The organism is Streptomyces sp. NPDC050085 (assembly GCF_044460595.1).
In the GTDB taxonomy this organism is placed as follows: Bacteria; Actinomycetota; Actinomycetes; order Streptomycetales; family Streptomycetaceae; genus Streptomyces.
Window position 1 is genome coordinate 1,873,156 of record NZ_JBITJZ010000001.1, and the last position, 18,778, is coordinate 1,891,933.

Here is an 18,778-nt window from a genome sequence, read left to right on the forward strand (position 1 = left end):
GGGCGGCGGAACCGGAATGGTCCCACCGCCCTTCAGGTCAGTCGATCAGCTGCAACCGCTGGTCGAGCCGCAGCCCTCGCAGATGTAGCAGGATCCGGCGCGCTGCATCTTCGTACCGCAGGAGAAGCAGAGCGGGGCGTCCGCCTGGATGCCCAGCTGCATCTCGACGAGCTCGGCGCTGGTGTGCGCCTGCTTCGGGGCGGGCTGCACGGTGGCGGCCTCGACCTTCGGCGTCTCGACGGCCTTCAGCTCCTGGGCGCGCGGGGCGGACTGGGCCAGACCCTCGACGTCGACCTCGTCGTCGGCGGGCTCATAGGAGCCCGTCTCCAGGTGACGCTGGCGCTCCTCGGCGGAGTGGATGCCGAGCGCGGAGCGCGTCTCGAAGGGCAGGAAGTCCAGCGCCAGGCGGCGGAAGATGTAGTCGACGATCGACTGCGCCATCCGCACGTCCGGGTCGTCCGTCATGCCGGCCGGCTCGAAGCGCATGTTGGTGAACTTCGAGACGTAGGTCTCCAGCGGCACGCCGTACTGGAGGCCGACCGAGACGGCGATGGAGAAGGCGTCCATCATGCCCGCGAGGGTGGAGCCCTGCTTGGACATCTTCAGGAAGACCTCGCCGAGACCGTCGTCCGGGTAGGAGTTGGCGGTCATGTAGCCCTCGGCGCCACCCACGGTGAAGGAGGTGGTGATGCCGGGACGGCCCTTCGGGAGGCGCTTGCGGACCGGGCGGTACTCGACGACCTTCTCGACGGCCTCACGGATCGTCGCCTCGGTCTTCGCGGTCACCTCGGCCTTCTCGTCCTCCTTCTTCTTGGCGGAGAGCGGCTGGCCGACCTTGCAGTTGTCGCGGTAGATCGCGAGCGCCTTGACGCCCATCTTCCACGCCTCGAAGTAGACCTCCTCGACGTCCTCGACGGTCGCCGTCTCCGGCAGGTTGACCGTCTTGGACAGGGCGCCCGAGATCCACGGCTGGATGGCGGCCATCATGCGGACGTGGCCCATCGCGGAGATGGAGCGCTCGCCCATGGCGCAGTCGAAGACCTCGTAGTGCTCGGTCTTGAGGCCGGGGGCGTCGATGACGTTCCCGTTCTCGGCGATGTGCGCGACGATCGCCTCGATCTGCTCCTCCTGGTAACCCAGGCGGCGCAGGGCCTGCGGCACGGTGCCGTTGACGATCTGCATCGAGCCGCCGCCGACCAGCTTCTTGAACTTGACCAGGGCGAGGTCGGGCTCGAGGCCGGTGGTGTCGCAGGACATCGCGAGACCGATGGTGCCGGTCGGCGCGATGACCGAGGCCTGCGCGTTACGGAAGCCGTTCTTCTCACCGAGGCGGACGACGTCCTGCCAGGCCTCCGTGGCGGCGGCCCAGATCGGGGTGTCCAGGTCGTCCATGCGGACGGCCACGGTGTTGGCGTCGGCGTGCTGCTTCATGACGCGCTGGTGCGGCGTGGCGTTGCGGGCGTAGCCGTCGTAGGCGCCGACGACCGCGGCGAGCTCGGCGGAGCGCTTGTACGACGTACCCGTCATCAGCGACGTGATGGCGCCGGCGAGGGCGCGGCCGCCGTCCGAGTCGTAGGCGTGGCCGGTCGCCATGAGCAGGGCGCCCAGGTTCGCGTAACCGATGCCCAGCTGGCGGTAGGCGCGGGTGTTCTCGCCGATCTTCTGCGTCGGGAAGTCCGCGAAGCAGATCGAGATGTCCATCGCGGTGATGACCAGCTCGACGACCTTCGAGAAGCGGTCCACGTCGAAGGACTGGTGGCCGAGGCCGTCGTCCTTCAGGAACTTCATCAGGTTCAGCGAGGCGAGGTTGCAGGACGTGTTGTCCAGGTGCATGTACTCGCTGCACGGGTTCGAGCCGTTGATCCGGCCGGACTCCGGGCACGTGTGCCAGTGGTTGATGGTGTCGTCGTACTGGATGCCGGGGTCGGCACAGGCCCAGGCGGCCTCGGCCATCTTGCGGAAGAGCGACTTGGCGTCGACCTCCTCGATGACGTCACCGGTCATGCGCGAGGTGAGGCCGAACTTGCCGCCCTCCTCGACCGCCTTCATGAACGTGTCGTTCACACGGACCGAGTTGTTGGCGTTCTGGTACTGGACGGACGTGATGTCGTCGCCGCCCAGGTCCATGTCGAAGCCCGCGTCGCGCAGGGCGCGGATCTTCTCCTCTTCCTTCACCTTGGTCTCGATGAAGTCCTCGATGTCGGGGTGGTCGACATCCAGGATGACCATCTTGGCCGCGCGGCGCGTGGCGCCACCCGACTTGATCGTTCCTGCAGAGGCGTCGGCACCGCGCATGAAGGAGACGGGACCCGAGGCGTTGCCGCCGGAGGAGAGGAGCTCCTTCGAGGAGCGGATGCGCGAGAGGTTCAGGCCGGCGCCGGAGCCGCCCTTGAAGATCATGCCCTCTTCCTTGTACCAGTCGAGGATCGACTCCATGGAGTCGTCGACGGCAAGGATGAAGCAGGCGGAGACCTGCTGGGGCTGCGGCGTGCCCACGTTGAACCACACCGGCGAGTTGAAGCTGAAGATCTGGTGCAGGAGGGCGTACGCCAGCTCGTGCTCGAAGATCTCGGCGTCGGCGGGCGAAGCGAAGTACTTGTAGTCCTCGCCGGCCTTCCGATACGTCTTCACGATGCGGTCGATGAGCTGCTTCAGGCTCACCTCACGCTGCGGGGTGCCCACAGCACCGCGGAAGTACTTGCTGGTGACGATGTTGACCGCGTTCACCGACCAGAACTCGGGGAACTCGACGCCACGCTGCTCGAAATTGACCGAGCCGTCGCGCCAGTTGGTCATGACGACGTCACGACGCGCCCATTCCACCTCGTCGTACGGATGCACGCCGGGGGTGGTGTGGATGCGCTCGATGCGCAGACCCTTGGTGGCCTTGGAACCCTTCGCGCGGGAACCTCGTGCCGGGCCGCTCGCCGTCTCTGTCATGCCGCCTCCCATTTACTGGGCTAAAACGCCCTAAAGTGCCACGTTCTTCCCGAGGCACGATGTGTGTCTTGTGCTGCGGACGCCGCTCACGCCGCCCGCAACAGGTCTGTGGATCGCCGCCGTCCGGCCTGTGGCCGGCTAGTCGGCGGCGTGGGCGGGCACGGGGACTTCGACAGTCCCTCCGGGCCCGCTGTCGCTCTCTACGCGCTCTCCGCCCGCGCCGGCCGCCTCCGTGCCGGGCGCTTGTTCCCTCAGTTCCGCGATCGCCGACTCGAAGTCCTCGAGCGAATCGAACGCCCGGTACACGGACGCGAAACGCAAGTAGGCAACGAGGTCCAGCTCCTGAAGCGGGCCGAGTATGGCCAGGCCCACGTCATGGGTGGTCAGTTCGGCACTTCCGGTGGCCCGCACCGCTTCTTCGACCCGCTGGCCGAGCAGGGCGAGGGCGTCCTCGGTCACCGGCCGCCCCTGGCACGCCTTGCGTACGCCGTTGATCACCTTGGTGCGGCTGAAGGGCTCGGTCACCCCGCTCCGCTTGACCACCATCAGTGAGCACGTCTCCACCGTCGTGAAACGACGGGAGCAGTCCGGACACTGACGGCGTCGGCGGATCGACGTGCCGTCGTCGGTGGTGCGGCTGTCGACGACACGGCTGTCGGGGTGCCTGCAGAAGGGGCAGTGCATGAACTCCCAACCCTCCTTCACGGCACGACTCGATGGCCCCGAGAGGCTGGTCCCGCCCCTCGAAGCAGCCCCAAGCATAGGCGATGCCCGCGGCCCCGAAAGACCGGGGACCACAACTTCTGGGCTGCTGTTGCAATCCAACCACTACATCTGGGGTTTGGGCGCCTTTTACGACCTAGCGCGTGTCGCACGGGGCGAGTTCACCGCACTCAGGCCCGGAAACCTCACGGGCCGCAGCCGCCAACCGGCACGACGCACGAAAAGAGGGGCGGTGCCTGGTTGACGGGACCAGGAATGGCAGACTGGAGTGGCCTTCGGAGCGGGCCTTGGTCCCGGCGGTGAAGCGTACCGGATTGAACCGAATTGCCACTCCGCTCGAGCGTCAGCCATACACCTACGCGCATGATCACGACAAGTAATCTGCGATTTTTCACTCGAACGTGTGTTTGGCGCAACCTTTCGAAAGGAACTACCGTTGGCTAGCTAGGGAGACATTCTCGAGAGGGGCCGACCGACGTGACCACCACCGCAGACAGTGCCACCATCACTGCCCAGGGCCGCGCCCAGGGCCGACTCGAGCCGGTGCATGCCATGAATGACGCAGCCATGAACCAGGAGGGGCCCAAGCCCGGGCGCTCCCTGCCCGGCCGACCTCCAGGGATCCGGGCGGACAGCTCCGGTCTCACTGACCGCCAGCGCCGCGTGATCGAGGTCATCCGGGACTCGGTGCAGCGCCGGGGGTACCCGCCGTCGATGCGGGAGATCGGCCAGGCGGTGGGCCTGTCCAGCACGTCTTCGGTCGCGCACCAGCTCATGGCTCTCGAGCGCAAGGGCTTCCTGCGCAGGGACCCGCACCGTCCGCGCGCGTACGAGGTCCGGGGTTCCGACCAGCCGAGCTCGCAGCCCACGGACACGACGGGCAAGCCCGCCGCCTCGTATGTGCCGCTGGTCGGCCGGATCGCCGCCGGTGGCCCGATCCTGGCCGAGGAGTCGGTCGAGGACGTCTTCCCGCTCCCCCGGCAGTTGGTCGGCGACGGCGAGCTCTTCGTCCTGAAGGTCGTCGGTGACTCGATGATCGAGGCCGCGATCTGCGACGGCGACTGGGTCACAGTCCGCCGCCAGCCCGTCGCGGAGAACGGTGACATCGTCGCGGCGATGCTCGACGGCGAGGCCACCGTCAAGCGCTTCAAGCGCGAGGACGGCCATGTCTGGCTCCTCCCGCACAACTCCGCGTACCAGCCGATCCCCGGTGACGAGGCGACGATCCTCGGCAAGGTGGTGGCCGTACTGCGCCGGGTGTGACTCCTCCCTGACCGGGCCCCGGGACCAACTGCGCCGGTTCCGGGGCCCAGCGCTGTCCGCGCCGAGCCCCGCAGAGCTACTTCTCGTCCGCCTTCGCCGCCTCGTCGATCGCCGCGAGTGAGCGTCGTACCTGACTGCGGTCCGTCGTGTACCAGAAGTTCGGCATCGAAGCCCGCAGATAGCTGCCGTAGCGGGCCGTCGCCAGACGGGGATCGAGGACCGCGACGACACCGCGGTCCCCCGTGGCACGTACGAGACGGCCCGCGCCCTGCGCCATGAGGAGCGCCGCATGGGTCGCCGCGACGGCCATGAAGCCATTGCCGCCCGCATCCTCGACCGCCTTCTGGCGGGCGCTCATCAGCGGGTCGTCGGGCCGGGGGAACGGGATCTTGTCCATGATCACCAGCTGGCAGCCGGCGCCGGGGACGTCCACGCCCTGCCACAGCGACAGCGTGCCGAACAGGCAGGTCTTCGGGTCCGCGGCGAATCCCTTGATCAGTTCACCGAGGGTGTCCTCGCCCTGCAGCAGGATCGGGAACTCGGGGACGCGGGTGCGCAGTTCCTCCGCGGCAGCCTGAGCGGCGCGCATCGAGGAAAACAGCCCGAGTGTGCGTCCGCCTGCCGCCTGCATCAGCTCGGCCAGCTCGTCCATCATGTCGCTCCGCGTGCCTTCGCGCGCGGGGCGGGCCAGGTGCTTGGCGACGTAGAGGATGCCCTGCTTCGGGTAGTCGAACGGCGAACCGACGTCGAGGCCCTTCCAGACGGGCAGGTCCTCGCCCTGTGTGCCCTCGGGGGCCAGGCCGAGCGACGCTCCCACCCCGTTGAAGTCGCCGCCCAGCTTCAAGGTCGCCGAGGTCAGGGTCACGGAACGGTCGGAGAACAGCTTCTCCCGGAGCAGTCCCGATACGGACATGGGCGCCACGCGCAGCGACGCCCCGAAGCGGTCGTGGCGCTCGTACCAGACGACGTCCCACTCCGACCCGTTCGTGATCCGCTCCGACACGTCGTGGATCGTCTCCACGGAGGCGAGGGCCTGCTTGCGTACGGCGTCCTCGTCCTGAACAGACTTGTCACGGGTGGAACCCAGGGCCGTGATCACGGTCCGTGCCGCGTCGCGCAGCGCCATGAGCGCATAGCCGAGGTCTTCCGGGATCTCTTCGAGACGGCCGGGCAGGGCCAGCTCCATGAGCCGCTCGAAGCCCTCGGCGGCGGTCTGCAGCTGGTCGGCGGCCTTCTCGTTCACGAGCTTCGCCGCGCGGCGCACCGCCCGGTTGACCTGCCCCGGGGTGAGCTCGCCCGTCGCCACTCCGGTGACGCGGGAGACCAGCTCGTGGGCCTCGTCCACGATCAGCACCTCGTGCTGCGGCAGGACCGGCGCGCCCTCGATGGCGTCGATCGCGAGCAGTGCGTGATTGGTGACGATGACGTCGGCGAGCTTGGCGCGCTCGCGGGACATCTCGGCGAAGCACTCCTGTCCGTACGCGCATTTCGACGCGCCCAGACACTCGCGCGAGGAGACGGACACCTGCGACCAGGCCTTGTCCGAGACACCGGGGGTGAGGTCGTCCCGGTCGCCCGTCTCCGTCTCGTCCGCCCAGTCCCGCATGCGCAGCAGATCCTGGCCCAGCTTGCTGGTGGGAGCGGCGGCCTCGAACTGGTCGAAGAGGCCCTCCTCCTCGTCCTGCGGGACGCCCTCGTGGAGGCGGTGCAGACACAGATAGTTCGACCGGCCCTTGAGCATGGCGAAATTGGGGCGGCGGCGCAGCAGCGGATGCAGCGCCTCCACGGTGCGCGGCAGATCCCGCTCGACGAGCTGGCGCTGGAGGGCCAGCGTGGCCGTCGCCACCACGACGCGCTCCCCGTGTGCCAGGGCCGGCACCAGGTAGCCAAGCGACTTTCCGGTGCCGGTGCCCGCCTGGACAAGCAGATGGGAACCGTCGTCGATCGCCTCGGCGACGGTCTCGGCCATGGTCACCTGGCCAGGGCGCTCCGTGCCGCCGACGGAGGCGACGGCGGCGTGCAGGAGCTCGGGGAGTGAGGGCTTCGTCATAGCTCGACCACCCTAAAGGTCACCACTGACAATCCCGCGATCAAGGCTGGTGCAGGGGATTGGCCACGGTGCCGTGCACGGCGGCGTGCGGGCGGTGGGAGCGGTCACGGTAGCCGTCGAGGTGCAGGCGGTTGCGGTTGAGGCACAGCCGCTCGATGTGTGGAGTGAGCAGGTCGAACATTTCGTACCGCTCTTTCAGCTCGGGGAAGCGGACCTGATGCCGCAGGATCTCGGCGCGCACGAGGGACCAGAAGTCCGCTTCCGGAACACCGAGTTGTTCCTCGCACAACGGCGCCAGGTAGCGGAACACACCGATGAAGAGTCCTGAGTGGATGAACTGCGTCAGAAAGGCGGGGCTCTCCGTCAGCAGGACGTTCCGTACGTCCTGCGGCATGGTGGCGTGCTCGGGGAGGCTCTCCGCACTGACGTTCACGTCGTCCACGAAGTCCTTGACGGCCAGGCGCACGGGAATGTCGTGCTCGTCGAAGATGACGATGGCGTTCTCCCCGTGGGGCGAAAACACGGTCCCGTACCGGTAGAGGAAGCGCAACAGGGGCGGAAGCAGTGCGGCGAAGAGCCTGCGCAGCCAGGCTTTCGGGTCCAGCGGTGAACGGGCGACGAGTTCTGCCGTGAACGCGCGGCCTTCAGGGTCGACGTGCAACAAGGAGGCGAGAGTGCGGGCGCGCTCCCCAGGTGCGAGGTGTCGTGTGACGGGCTCACGCCAGATCGCTCCCAGCAATTCCCTGTACTGATAAGGGACTTCGTCCAGTCCGTCGTACAACGGGTGCTGGACGGCAACAGAGGCGACCTCCCCCAACAGGACGACTGCGCACTCGTCCTTGAGGAAGGGGTCGGCGTCGCGCAGGGACAGCATCCACGTGGTCACGGCAGGCGCGGCCAAGGTGCGCTCTGTCGGGAGTCCGCGCCATACAAGGGTGTTGAGAACGGACAGCGGGAGTTTGACGGTGTGCCGTTCCGGGCGGCTGGTGTTCAGGAACGTACGGATCGACTGCTGTGGCAGTCGCTGGTCGCCGTCGGTCGGGAGGGGGACGATCGCGTTCGCGGCGACGGAAGGCGCGAAAAGCGGGAGGACGATGTCGTCCCACTGCCAGGGGTGCACCGGCAGATAGAGATACGTGGCAGGGTCCAGGCCGCGTTTGCGCAACGTCTCGGCGAACAACTGCCGCGTCGGGGCGTCGAGTTCGCGGGAGTATAGGGCTTCCGCGGACTCGAGGCCCGCGGCGCCGCGATAGGTGGCGAGGTTGGTGTGCACCGCGATCCAGGGGAGGCTGGTGTGGCGGCGTGCTTCCGGGGCCCAGCGCGAGGCGTCGGTCGCTGAGAAGCCGAGACGGCCCTTGTTGAGGACGAGCCAGGGGTGACCGGTCTGGTGGCCCTCGAGTTCCGCGTAACCGAGGTCGGCGAGCCGGGTCGCGGGCAGCGCGGTGTGGTCGAGGCGGGCGTCGGCGGCCAGGGTGACGGTGAGTTCGCGGATGATGTGGCCGAGCGTGGTGCCGTCGAGGTTGAGGAGGTGCTTGGTGCGCAGGAGAAAGGCGAGCGGGTCGGTAAGCCGCTTGGGAGGAAGCGGGGCGTCGACGGCGCCGCCTGCACCGCTCGGACCGGCAGTCCCGCTCGATCCGCCCGTCTCGCTCCATCCGACCGTCTCGCTCGGACCAGGCCTCCTGCTCGGATCAGTCTCCTCGCTCTGGTCTGCCGTCTCACTCTGGTCTGTCATCCCGCTCTGATCTGCTGTCCCGCTGGGATCAGACGTCCACTCGAGGCTGTCCGCGTCGACCTGCCAACTGCCGTACGCGCCACGGCGGGCACGGAATCGGACGGTGCCGCCGACCGACGCGCCCTGACCAGGGACGGCGAGGGTGTAGAAGGAGTGGCCGGGACCGGCGGCCGGCGCACCGTCCGCGGGGAGCGGCCGGAAGATTTCCTCGTAGGCGAATTCGCCGATGAGCTTGGCCAGCAGGCGTGCTCCCGCCCTGTCCCAGTTCTCGCGCGTGAGCTCGGGCGGGTCGTACAGCACGGGCGGCTCGGCGGAACTTGGGACGCCGGGCGGATTCGGCACGGGGACTCCTCGAGAGGGAACCGGATCGGGTCGAGCGGTGTACTAAGAGTGACGCGCTCACAGCACGGTGCGCAGGGCGCGGTCACGGACCATGAGCGCGGCCCGCTTGTCGGGCAGGTCCACCTCGGCAGAGAAGCGGAAGCCGGCACTCAAGAAGGCGGAGACGGAGGGGGTGTTGCGAAGGTCTGGTTCGGCGATGACACGGGCGCACGGCGGCCGATGATCGAGTACGAGGTCTGCGACGGCTTTGAGCAGCGTGGTTCCGAGCCCGTGTCCGCGGTTGGCGACACCACCGATGAGGAGGTGGACTCCGGTGTCGTGCGGTCGCGCGGGGTAATGGCGGGCCAGTGGGTCGAGGTCGGCGCGGTAGATCTCCCAGTAGCTCATGGGCGTGCCGTCGAGGACGCCGAGGCAGGGGACGCTGCGTCCGTCACCCTCGAGTTGGGGCCGGAGGTGATCCACGGTGACGGCCTCGGGGCCCGCGAGTTCCCAGAAGGCCGCTACGGCAGGGTCGTTCATCCAGCGGCAGATGAGTGCGACGTCGCGCTCGATGCGCGCCGGGACGAGTTGGAACACGCCTGAGGGAGTGGTGACCGGTCCCCACTCCCCCACGTTGTCGAGCAGATCGGGTTCCACCGGGCCGGTCGGGGTGTCAGTGATCCGGTGCTCACTGGCCGTCCCGACGGCGGACGCCGGTCCGTCCTGCTCGGCGATGAGTGCCAGCAGTTCGTCGGGAAGGCGCAGGTCGAGGGTGTCCTGGCCGTCTGTGTTCTCCGCGCGGGCGGTGATCTCGCCGGTGGCGACGGGAGTTGGGGTGTCGGCGTCGGTGCTCGCATCGGTGGGGGGCACGGCGACGCTCCTCTCAGGAAGTGGTGCGGGACGTGGTCCTCGTGGTCTCGGGGGCCTCAGGAATGAAGGGGGTTGGCGATGGTGACGTAGACGGATTGGGTGTCGACGGGGCCGACGAGTTCATCGAGGCCGTGCAGTCGGGTGAGGAGGTTGGCCTTGCAGCGCAGGGTGGGTGAGTCGAGGAGTCGGCCCGGCAGCGGGCTGCGCAGTCGGCGGGGGCCGGTTGCGGCTTCGGCGAGGAAGCGACGGAAGGCGGCGAGCAACAGACGTTCGTCGGCGAGGTGTTGGGATCCGAAGGCGCCGATCAGTCCGAGGACGTTGTTGATGGCGAGGTAGTAGGCGAACCGCTCGTCGGTGACGTCGTCGGAGACGAAGGTGTCGCTGCGCGCGCCGATCCCGGGCAGCCTCTGGTCCAGTTCGGCGCGGCGGGACTCGCGGAAGTAGTAACCCTGGTTGTCGCGGTAGCGCCCGCCCGTGGGCCAGCCGTCGACGTCGAGCAGCAGCAGCGTGTTCTGCTGATGCGCTTCGAGGGCGATGCCGGCCTCGCTGTCGAGCCAGAGCACGGGCCGCACGACGTGGTGGAGGTAGCGCAGGAACCACTCGGCGGCCACGGCTCCGCGGGGGCGGCCGGTGCGTGCCGCGAGGCCGGTGACGGTATCGGCGAGGCGGGAGCGCATCGGGGCGCGGTCGGCAGGGCCCGACAGGTCGTGCGGGGGCCGGGGCGAGACGAAGCCGGCGATGCAGGACGCATCGTCACCGGGAGCGAAGGGGTTGTTGCGGATCATGACGTCGAGGCCGGGGACGGGTGCACCGTCCGCGTCGTCGACGGCGAGCCAGGCGGGGTCGCGGACGATGTCGAAGCCCGGATGGGCGGCGTGCCATTGCTCGGCGAGTCCGTTGCGAAGCAGTCGGTGGACCTCGACGCCCCGGTGGAGTTCCTTGCGGAGGTTCTCGCGGCGGGAGTTGGTGATGCGCAGGCCGAGGGAGAGCTTGAGCATCGCGGGTGCGCCGGGTCGGTACAGGGTGCGGACGGAGGAGGTGGGGTACCAGGGTTCGCCGTGCGGGCCGAGATCGCGCAGCAGGCCGGCGTCGAGGAGAGCTGCGGTGCCGGGGCGGTGCCGGAGTTCGCGGATCTGCCACGGATGCAGGGGCAGGGCGGCGTAGCCGTCGGGCAGCGGGAGTTCGGGACCGGCGAGTCGCGAGGTGAGGAGGGCGGCGGAGACGGTGCGGCCGCGCTCGGTCCAGGCCGAGTCGTGGGCGAGTACGTCCGGGGCGACGGCGATCCAGTGCAGGGGGAAGGCGCCGCGCAGTTCCGGTGAGTAGAGATGGGACTCCGCCTCGGAGAGGCCCTCGCGGCTCTTCGGGGTCGGGTGCAGCGGGTGGCCGAGGAGGAGGGACTGTTCCGCTGCCAGGAAGCGGTCGGGGTTGTCCGCGCGGCGGCGGCGCCGGTCGGCGATGAACTCGGCGGTGCGGCGCACGGAGTCGGCGACGCGGCCGACGAGGTCGCCTCCGTCGCCGGAGGGGACTGCCAAGCCGTAGGCGTCGGTGGCGGGAGCCGTGGCTGAGGCTGAGGCTGGGGCTGGGGTGTCCGCCTTCGGGGCCGGAGCGGGCTGATCGGGCTGTGCGGCACCGTGTTCACGGGCGCTCAGTCCGACGGTGTCGGCGATCAGCGGTTGCTGTTCGTCGTCGGCCTCGATGAGGCCGCGCGAGTCGGCAGTGCCGGTAGCCGTCGGCGCCGCGACGGCCAATTCGCCTTCCGGCTGGGCGGATTCACGGCTCAGGAGGGCGGCAAGGGTCACCGCGTCGACGCTAGGCGCTCCGACGGGGCCGTCCTCCAGGTAGGGCAGGGAGAAGCGGTGCCAGCCGGTAGGTGACCAGTACAGGACGGGGACGAGGAGGGCGGTGCCGCTCGCGGGCAGGGGGACGCGCAGGGCGCCGACGGAAGAAGGGGCGATGTTGTTCTCACGAACCCAGCAGCGCAGCAGGTTCTCGACGGCCGCTGCCTGGGCGGCAGTTGCCGGATCCGGATGCTCGAGGAGGTCGACGGTGGGGTTGCTCAGACGCTCGGCCTCCTGGCCCCCGCCCTTCTGCCGGGGGACCGATTCGCGCTCCGGCCCGCGCGGGTCCTGCGTGTCGCAGGACCCGCCGGCAGGGGTGCGGGGACGGTCGTCGGATGCGGGAGTGGCGTTCAAGAGTGCTTCCTTGCGTGGGGTGGTGGGCTCCGTGAGGCGGTGGTCCGGCTGGTCCGGTTGCCGCGGCTGTCGCTGGTGGCAGGCGTGCTGTCGGGTACCGGTGCGGCTAGGCCTGGTACGGCTGGGCCTGGTGGGCTCTGGCCACGGCGGCGAGGGCGTCGGCGAGCCGGTCGACGACGGCGGCGGCCTGTTCGTCGGAGATGGTGAGGGGAGGCAGGAGGCGTACGACGCTGGAGTGGCGGCCTCCGAGTTCGACGATGAGGCCCCGCTCGAGGCAGGCGTCGCGGACGGCAGCGGCGAGGGCGGGGGCGGCGGGCAGCGGTGTCGCGGCCGGTCCGCCGAGGCCCGCGTCCGCCGTGGGGTCGGCGGAGTCCGTGCCGGGGCAGACCGCGACCGCGCCCTCCGGGTCGACGAGCTCGACGCCGATCATCAGGCCCCGCCCGCGCACATCGCCGATGCACGGGAATTCCTTGGCCAGGGACTGGAGTTGTCCGGTCATCCGGGCGCCGAGGGCGGCGGCGCGCTCGGCGAGGCGGTGCTCGCGGACGTGGGCGAGGGTGGCGGCGCCTGCGGCCATCGCAAGCTGGTTGCCGCGGAAGGTGCCGGCGTGGGCGCCGGGGCCCCAGACGTCGAGGTCGTCGCGGTAGACGATCACGGCGAGCGGAAGACTGCCGCCGATCGCCTTGGACAGGACCATCACGTCCGGGACGACACCGCTGTGGTCCATGGCCCAGAAGGCGCCGGTGCGGCCGACACCGGTCTGCACCTCGTCGGCGATCAGAGGGATCCCCCGGTCCTCGGTGATCTTCCGCATGCGGCGCAGCCAGGAGTCGGGTGCGGGGATGACTCCGCCCTCGCCCTGGACCGGTTCGAGGATCATGCCCGCGGGGTGCGGCACGCCGGACTTGGTGTCGTCGAGGAGCGACTCGGTCCATCGGGCGCCGAGTTCGGCGCCCTGCGGGCCGCCGATGCCGAAGGGGCAGCGGTAGTCCTGCGGATACGGCAGGCGTGTGACGCGGACGTCCTGCGCCCCGCCCGATGCCTCGAGCGCCCCGGCGGTCATCCCGTGATACGCGCCGGTGAAGGCGAGGAGGCCGGAGCGGCCGGTGGCGGTGCGCACCAGTTTCAGGGCGGCTTCGACGGCATCGGTGCCGGCCGGTCCGCAGAACTGGATGCGTGCCCGGTCGGCGAGCGCGGGCGGCAGCGTGCGGAACAGCTCGGTGGTGAAGGCGTCCTTGACGGGCGTGGCGAGGTCGAGGACGTGGAGCGGGGCACCGGAGTCGAGCACCTTGCGGATGGCTTCGAGCACCACGGGGTGGTTGTGGCCGAGGGCGAGGGTGCCCGCGCCGGAGAGGCAGTCGAGATAGCGGCGGCCGTCGGCGCCCTCGATGGTGAGGCCGCGGGCCCGCACCGGCACGATCGGCAGGGCGCGCGCATAGGTGCGCGCCGCCGACTCCCGCGCCGACTGGCGGCGCAGGATCCCTTCGTGCGCGGCACCTTCGCGTGCGGCTGTCCCACGCGCCTCCCCGTCGTACGGGGCGGGCACCGTCACGGGCGCAGGGTCGGTCACGGCCACGGCTGCTGGTCCTCCCGCTGGAAGTGCGGCCGACTGGGCTCGTCGACTCGCCGGTGGGCGGGGCGCGTTGGCGTCCAGAGCGTCGAAGGACCGCCCTGGTGGCACACCAGGACGGTTCGAGGACTGAGCGCCTACTGCGGATCCCCCGTACGCACTAACGAGGAGGAGGCGGGAGGAACACGGGTCGTGCGGAGACTCGTGACGAGACGTGCGCCACAGATCGCCGGCAGCGTCGACTGCCGTGCCGAAACCGGCATCTGTGGCGGAATCGGGACCGGAGGCGTGGGCTCGCGCGGCTCGGCCGGGTTGGCTCGGCCGGCGCCGGTTGAACACCGGGCCCGGAGGTCGCGTACGTACGCCCAGCGAGAGGGCGCAGCATGCGTCGCCGTACGGCACGGCACTCCGCCGGAGCCCTGTCGGAAGCGGGTGGAACGTTCGGGGGCGGCGCCAAGATCCCGCCGTGACGGAACCGTTGCTGTTCCGTCGGCCGTCCCCGACGGCACCGGCATAGTGTGGGGTGCCGTTCGGGGGAAGGGCCACGCCGCTCCTCCACCGCACCCGTTCGGTAGTGCAACGATTCGAAGCCCAGGGGGATTCACGACATGCGACCCATACGCCCACTGTTCGCCGCTCGCCGCGCCCGGAGCGTGCGCGGCAGAACGTCCCCCGTGGCGGCGGCAGTTGCGCTCGGCGCGGCGCTCGCCCTGACCGCCACGGCGTGCGGTCCGAGCGACGACAACGCCAACGACAAGCCGTCGTCCTCCGCGACCGCGGGCGACGACGAGCTCAAGATCCCGGACGACATCAAGGACCGGCTCAAGGACCACGGGATCGATCTGGACAAGTGGAAGAACGGCGAGTGGAAGAACTGGGACAAGGACAAGTGGCTGCGTGAGGCGCAGGACTTCGTCAACCCGATCATCGACGGTCTGTGGGACTCGGACCGGATGCGCGACGCCGACAAGAACCCGGACAACGAGGTCGACGACAACGACCTCTCCGGTGACCAGGGCGTGACGGACCCGACCCCGCAGCCGGTGAAGGCCGCGGCCGTCGAGAGCCCGTACCACGACAGCGCGCCGTACGCGGGGAAGCTGTTCTTCGACGGGCCCGAGGGGTCGATGGTGTGCTCCGCCACCGTGGTCACCGATCCCGCGCACCCCGGTAAGTCCGACATGATCTGGACGGCCGGTCACTGCGTGCACGCGGGCAAGAGCGGCGGTTGGTACCGCAACATCGCGTTCGTGCCCTCGTACAACAACAGCGGTAAGTCGGCCGCCGAGTTGCAGGGTGCGCCCAAGGAGGAAGTCGCTCCGTACGGCGTGTGGTGGGGCGACTGGGCGCAGACGTCCGATCAGTGGATCGAGCAGGGCGGCCCGACCGGCGGTCAGGGTGCGCCGTACGACTTCGCCGTGATTCACGTGACGCCGGAGAAGGGCAGCACCGGCAAGTCCCTTGAGGAGACGGTGGGTTCGGCGCTCCCGGTGAACTTCAATGCGCCTGCGGTGCCGAAGATCTCCCAGCTGACGGCGAAGGGGTACCCGGCGGCGCCGCCGTTCGACGGGCAGAAGCTGTTCCAGTGCGCGGACAAGCCGGGGCGTCTGTCGCTGAACAAGACGGACCCGACGATGTATCGGGTCGGCTGCACGATGACGGGCGGTTCGTCCGGCGGCGGCTGGGTCGGGCAGGGCTCCGACGGCAAGCCGGCGCTGGTGTCCAACACCTCGATCGGCCCGGTGACGGCGGGTTGGCTCGCCGGCCCCCGGCTGGGCAAGGAGGCCAAGGGGATCTATGACGCCGTGAGCAAGAAGTTCGCCGGACAGTAGCGGCGCGAGCGGTTCGCCGGACGGGAGCGGCAACGCTCCTGTCCGGAGACCGAGTTGCACCAGGACGGCGGCGGTGAGGTGCCGGAACCGGCAGGGGTCCTCCTCAGGGGCCCGGTGGGAATCCGCGAGGAACCCGCGTGTCGAACCTTCACCACCCCGCCGCTGTTCGTCCCCAACCCCACAGGCATAGTGGGGTGCTGTGTCGAAGCCGGTCCGGGCGGACGCCCGATCCGCGGATGACACGCTCATGACAGATAGCGCGCGTCGAGCGACGGCACCGGCCGTCCGTGAACCGCGCACCGCATTTCTTCGGGGGTACTCGCACCATGCGTTCCATACGTCCGTCCGTCGTGCGCGGCCGAGGGCGGCGCTCCGTCCTCGCCACGACCGGACTCGTCGCGGTCCTGGCACTCACCGCCACCGCGTGCAACGACGACAGCAAGGACGCCGCCGGTGACAAGCCGTCGGCCACCGCGTCGCAGGGCTCCGGCAGTGACGCGAAGCTGCCCAGCGACCTCGCCGACCAGTTGAAGAAGCACGGCATCGACCCCGACAAGTGGAAGAACGGGGCCTGGAAGAACTGGAACAAGGACGACTGGCTGCGCGAAGCCAAGGACTTCGTCAACCCGGTCATCGAGGGCCTGTGGAAGCCCGAGCGGATGAAGTCGGCCAAGGATCCGAACAAGACGATCGCGGCGAAGGACTTCTCCAACGACCAGGGGGTGACCGACCCGGAGCCCGCTCCCGTACGGGCGCAGCGGGAGAAGCTGCCGTACCACGAGAACGCGGCACCGGTCGGCAAGGTCTTCTTCGACTCCCCCGAGGGCTCGATGGTCTGCTCGGGCACCGTCGTGAAGGACCCGCGCAACCCCGGCAAGTCCAACCTGGTGTGGACCGCGGGGCACTGTGTGCACGCGGGCGCGGCCGGCGGCTGGTACCGCAACATCGCGTTCGTGCCGTCGTACAACGACCAGGGCCTGTCGGCCGACGCGCTGCGCAATGCGACGCAGCAGCAGATCGCTCCGTACGGGACGTTCTGGGCGGACTGGGCGTCGACCTCCAACGAGTGGATCAGCCAGGGCGCCGAGTCGGGCGGTGCGGGCGCGCCGTACGACTTCTCGGTGCTGCACGTCAAGCCGGAGCAGGGCACCAAGTCCCTCGAGGAGACGGTGGGGAACGCGCTGGAGGTGGACTTCTCCGCCCCCTCCGTCCAGTCCATCGGCACGATGGGCGCCTGGGGCTACCCGGCCGCGCCGCCGTTCGACGGTCTGCTGATGAACAAGTGCCTCGACCGGCCCGGCCGGCTCTCGATCGCCCCTGAGCAGCCGACGATGTACCGGATCGGCTGCACGATGACCGGTGGTTCGTCCGGCGGCGGCTGGTTCCGCGTCAAGGACGGCAAGACCGTCCTGGCGTCGAACACGTCGATCGGCCCGGCCTCCAACACCTGGCTCGCCGGACCGCAGTTGGGCCAGGAGGCCCAGCAGGTCTTCGACTCGATGAGCGAGAAGTACGGCAGCCAGTAAGGCAGTTGTACGCCCAGCACAGCGATGAGCCCCGCCGGTTCGAACCGGCGGGGCTCATCCGCGTACGGACGGAGCGGAAGCAGCTGGGCCGTCAGCTCAGCTCGTGGCCACTGTCGGAACGTACGGCGCGAATTCCGCCGCGAGCTCCTCGTGGACACGGGCCTTCAGCAGGGTGCCCTCCGCGGTGTGCTCCTCGGAGATCACCTCGCCTTCGGTGTGCGCCCGCGCGACCAGCTTGCCCTGCGTGTACGGCACGAGGGCCTCGATCTCGACCGAGGGCCGCGGCAGTTCGGCGTCGATGAGCGCGAGGAGCTCGTCGATGCCGGCGCCGGTGCGGGCCGAGACGGCGATCGCGTGCTTCTCGTTGCGCAGCAGCCGCTGGAGGACCAACGGGTCCGCCGCGTCCGCCTTGTTGACCACCACGATCTCGGGCACCTGGGTGGCGCCGACGTCGCGGATGACCTCGCGCACGGCGGCGAGCTGCTCCTCCGGCGCCGGGTGCGAACCGTCGACCACGTGCAGGATCAGGTCGGAGTCGCCGACCTCCTCCATCGTGGAGCGGAACGCCTCGACGAGGTGGTGCGGCAGGTGCCGTACGAAGCCGACCGTGTCCGCCAGCGTGTACAGGCGACCGCTCGGCGTCTCGGCCCGGCGCACGGTGGGGTCGAGGGTGGCGAACAGCGCGTTCTCCACCAGGACGCCCGCGCCCGTCAGACGGTTGAGCAGGGACGACTTGCCCGCGTTCGTGTAGCCGGCGATGGCGACCGACGGCACCTTGTTGCGCTTGCGCTCCTGGCGCTTGATCTCGCGGCCCGTCTTCATCTCCGCGATCTCACGGCGCATCTTCGCCATCTTCTCGCGGATCCGTCGCCGGTCCGTCTCGATCTTGGTCTCACCGGGACCGCGGGTGGCCATGCCACCGCCGGAGCCGGAGGAGCCACCGCCACCCATCTGCCGGGACAGCGACTGACCCCAACCACGCAGGCGCGGCAGCATGTACTGCATCTGCGCGAGCGCGACCTGTGCCTTGCCCTCTCGGGACTTGGCGTGCTGGGCGAAGATGTCGAGGATCAGGGCGGTCCGGTCGACCACCTTGACCTTGACGACGTCTTCGAGGTGGATGAGCTGGCCGGGGCTGAGCTCACCGTCGCACACGACGGTGTCCGCTCCGGTCTCGAGGACGATGTCCCGCAGCTCCTGGGCCTTGCCCGAGCCGATGTACGTCGCCGCGTCGGGCTTGTCCCGGCGCTGGATGACGCCGTCGAGCACGAGCGCGCCCGCGGTCTCGGCGAGGGCGGCCAGCTCCGCGAGGGAGTTCTCCGCGTCGTGCACCGTGCCCGACGTCCAGACACCGACGAGGACGACGCGCTCCAGGCGGAGCTGCCGGTACTCGACCTCGGTGACGTCCTCGAGCTCGGTGGACAGGCCCACCACACGGCGAAGAGCCGCGCGCTCGGAGCGGTCGAACTGGTCGCCGTCCCGCTCTGTGTCGATCTCGTGGCTCCAGGCGACGTCCTCTTCCATCAGGGCATCGGCCCGAAGACCTTCGGTGTGGTTCTGCGCGAAGCGCTGCGCGTCCTGGGAAGGGGAAGAAGAGGAGGTCATTGGATCCTTTACGTCGCTGGGATTCGGGGAAATGTGACGGACGCCTCGTCCGTCATCACTGACAACGCACGGCCGCGCCCCGAGATTCCCGAGTGGGCCGATGGCCCGCGCCGTCGACCTGAAGATGGTCGCACGGTACGGGACGTCTCGTCAC

General features: G+C 69.5%; 11 protein-coding genes. 3 read left to right on the plus strand and 8 right to left on the minus strand.

Going from position 1 to position 18,778, the window contains the following annotated elements:
* Positions 1-45: 45 nt before the first annotated feature.
* Entirely contained in the window at positions 46-2,940 is a 2,895-nt protein-coding gene (locus tag ACIBUY_RS08055) for a vitamin B12-dependent ribonucleotide reductase (protein WP_365576035.1), read from the minus strand.
* A gap of 138 nt (positions 2,941-3,078) precedes the next feature.
* Complete coding sequence (gene nrdR, locus ACIBUY_RS08060; RefSeq protein ID WP_399152112.1) at positions 3,079-3,624, minus strand: transcriptional regulator NrdR; 546 nt, start codon at positions 3,622-3,624, stop codon at positions 3,079-3,081.
* A 516-nt stretch (positions 3,625-4,140) separates the two neighbouring features.
* Here nrdR and lexA point away from each other — a divergent pair.
* On the plus strand, positions 4,141-4,926 hold the full coding sequence (lexA, locus tag ACIBUY_RS08065; RefSeq protein WP_365576031.1) for a transcriptional repressor LexA: 786 nt from the start codon (positions 4,141-4,143) through the stop codon (positions 4,924-4,926).
* A gap of 76 nt (positions 4,927-5,002) precedes the next feature.
* Here lexA and ACIBUY_RS08070 read toward each other — a convergent pair whose 3' ends face one another.
* The 5 genes from ACIBUY_RS08070 to ACIBUY_RS08090 all read right to left on the minus strand — a co-directional run bounded on the left by ACIBUY_RS08070 (position 5,003) and on the right by ACIBUY_RS08090 (position 13,637).
* Complete coding sequence (locus ACIBUY_RS08070) at positions 5,003-6,976, minus strand: ATP-dependent DNA helicase (protein WP_399152113.1); 1,974 nt, start codon at positions 6,974-6,976, stop codon at positions 5,003-5,005.
* Positions 6,977-7,016: 40 nt separating this feature from the next.
* The gene (locus tag ACIBUY_RS08075) at positions 7,017-9,050 is read right to left on the minus strand and encodes an IucA/IucC family protein (protein ID WP_399152114.1); all 2,034 of its coding nucleotides are present in this window, start codon (positions 9,048-9,050) and stop codon (positions 7,017-7,019) included.
* 57 nt (positions 9,051-9,107) lie between these two features.
* The gene (locus ACIBUY_RS08080; protein WP_399152115.1) at positions 9,108-9,899 is read right to left on the minus strand and encodes a GNAT family N-acetyltransferase; all 792 of its coding nucleotides are present in this window, start codon (positions 9,897-9,899) and stop codon (positions 9,108-9,110) included.
* A gap of 56 nt (positions 9,900-9,955) precedes the next feature.
* A complete protein-coding gene (locus ACIBUY_RS08085) occupies positions 9,956-12,091 on the minus strand; it encodes an IucA/IucC family protein (protein ID WP_399152116.1) in 2,136 nt (711 codons plus the stop codon).
* 106 nt (positions 12,092-12,197) lie between these two features.
* Positions 12,198-13,637 (minus strand): diaminobutyrate--2-oxoglutarate transaminase family protein, encoded by a 1,440-nt coding sequence (locus tag ACIBUY_RS08090; RefSeq protein WP_399152167.1) that lies wholly within the window; start codon positions 13,635-13,637, stop codon positions 12,198-12,200.
* Between the two features lie 632 nt (positions 13,638-14,269).
* Here ACIBUY_RS08090 and ACIBUY_RS08095 point away from each other — a divergent pair.
* Both ACIBUY_RS08095 and ACIBUY_RS08100 read left to right on the plus strand, forming a co-directional pair.
* A complete protein-coding gene (locus tag ACIBUY_RS08095; RefSeq protein WP_365576021.1) occupies positions 14,270-15,493 on the plus strand; it encodes a hypothetical protein in 1,224 nt (407 codons plus the stop codon).
* Between the two features lie 326 nt (positions 15,494-15,819).
* A complete protein-coding gene (locus ACIBUY_RS08100; RefSeq protein ID WP_365576019.1) occupies positions 15,820-17,019 on the plus strand; it encodes a hypothetical protein in 1,200 nt (399 codons plus the stop codon).
* Positions 17,020-17,115: 96 nt separating this feature from the next.
* Here ACIBUY_RS08100 and hflX read toward each other — a convergent pair whose 3' ends face one another.
* Positions 17,116-18,624 carry a GTPase HflX gene (hflX, locus tag ACIBUY_RS08105; protein ID WP_365576017.1) on the minus strand — a complete coding sequence of 503 codons (1,509 nt, stop codon included), beginning with the start codon at positions 18,622-18,624 and terminating at the stop codon, positions 17,116-17,118.
* Positions 18,625-18,778 lie beyond the last annotated feature (154 nt).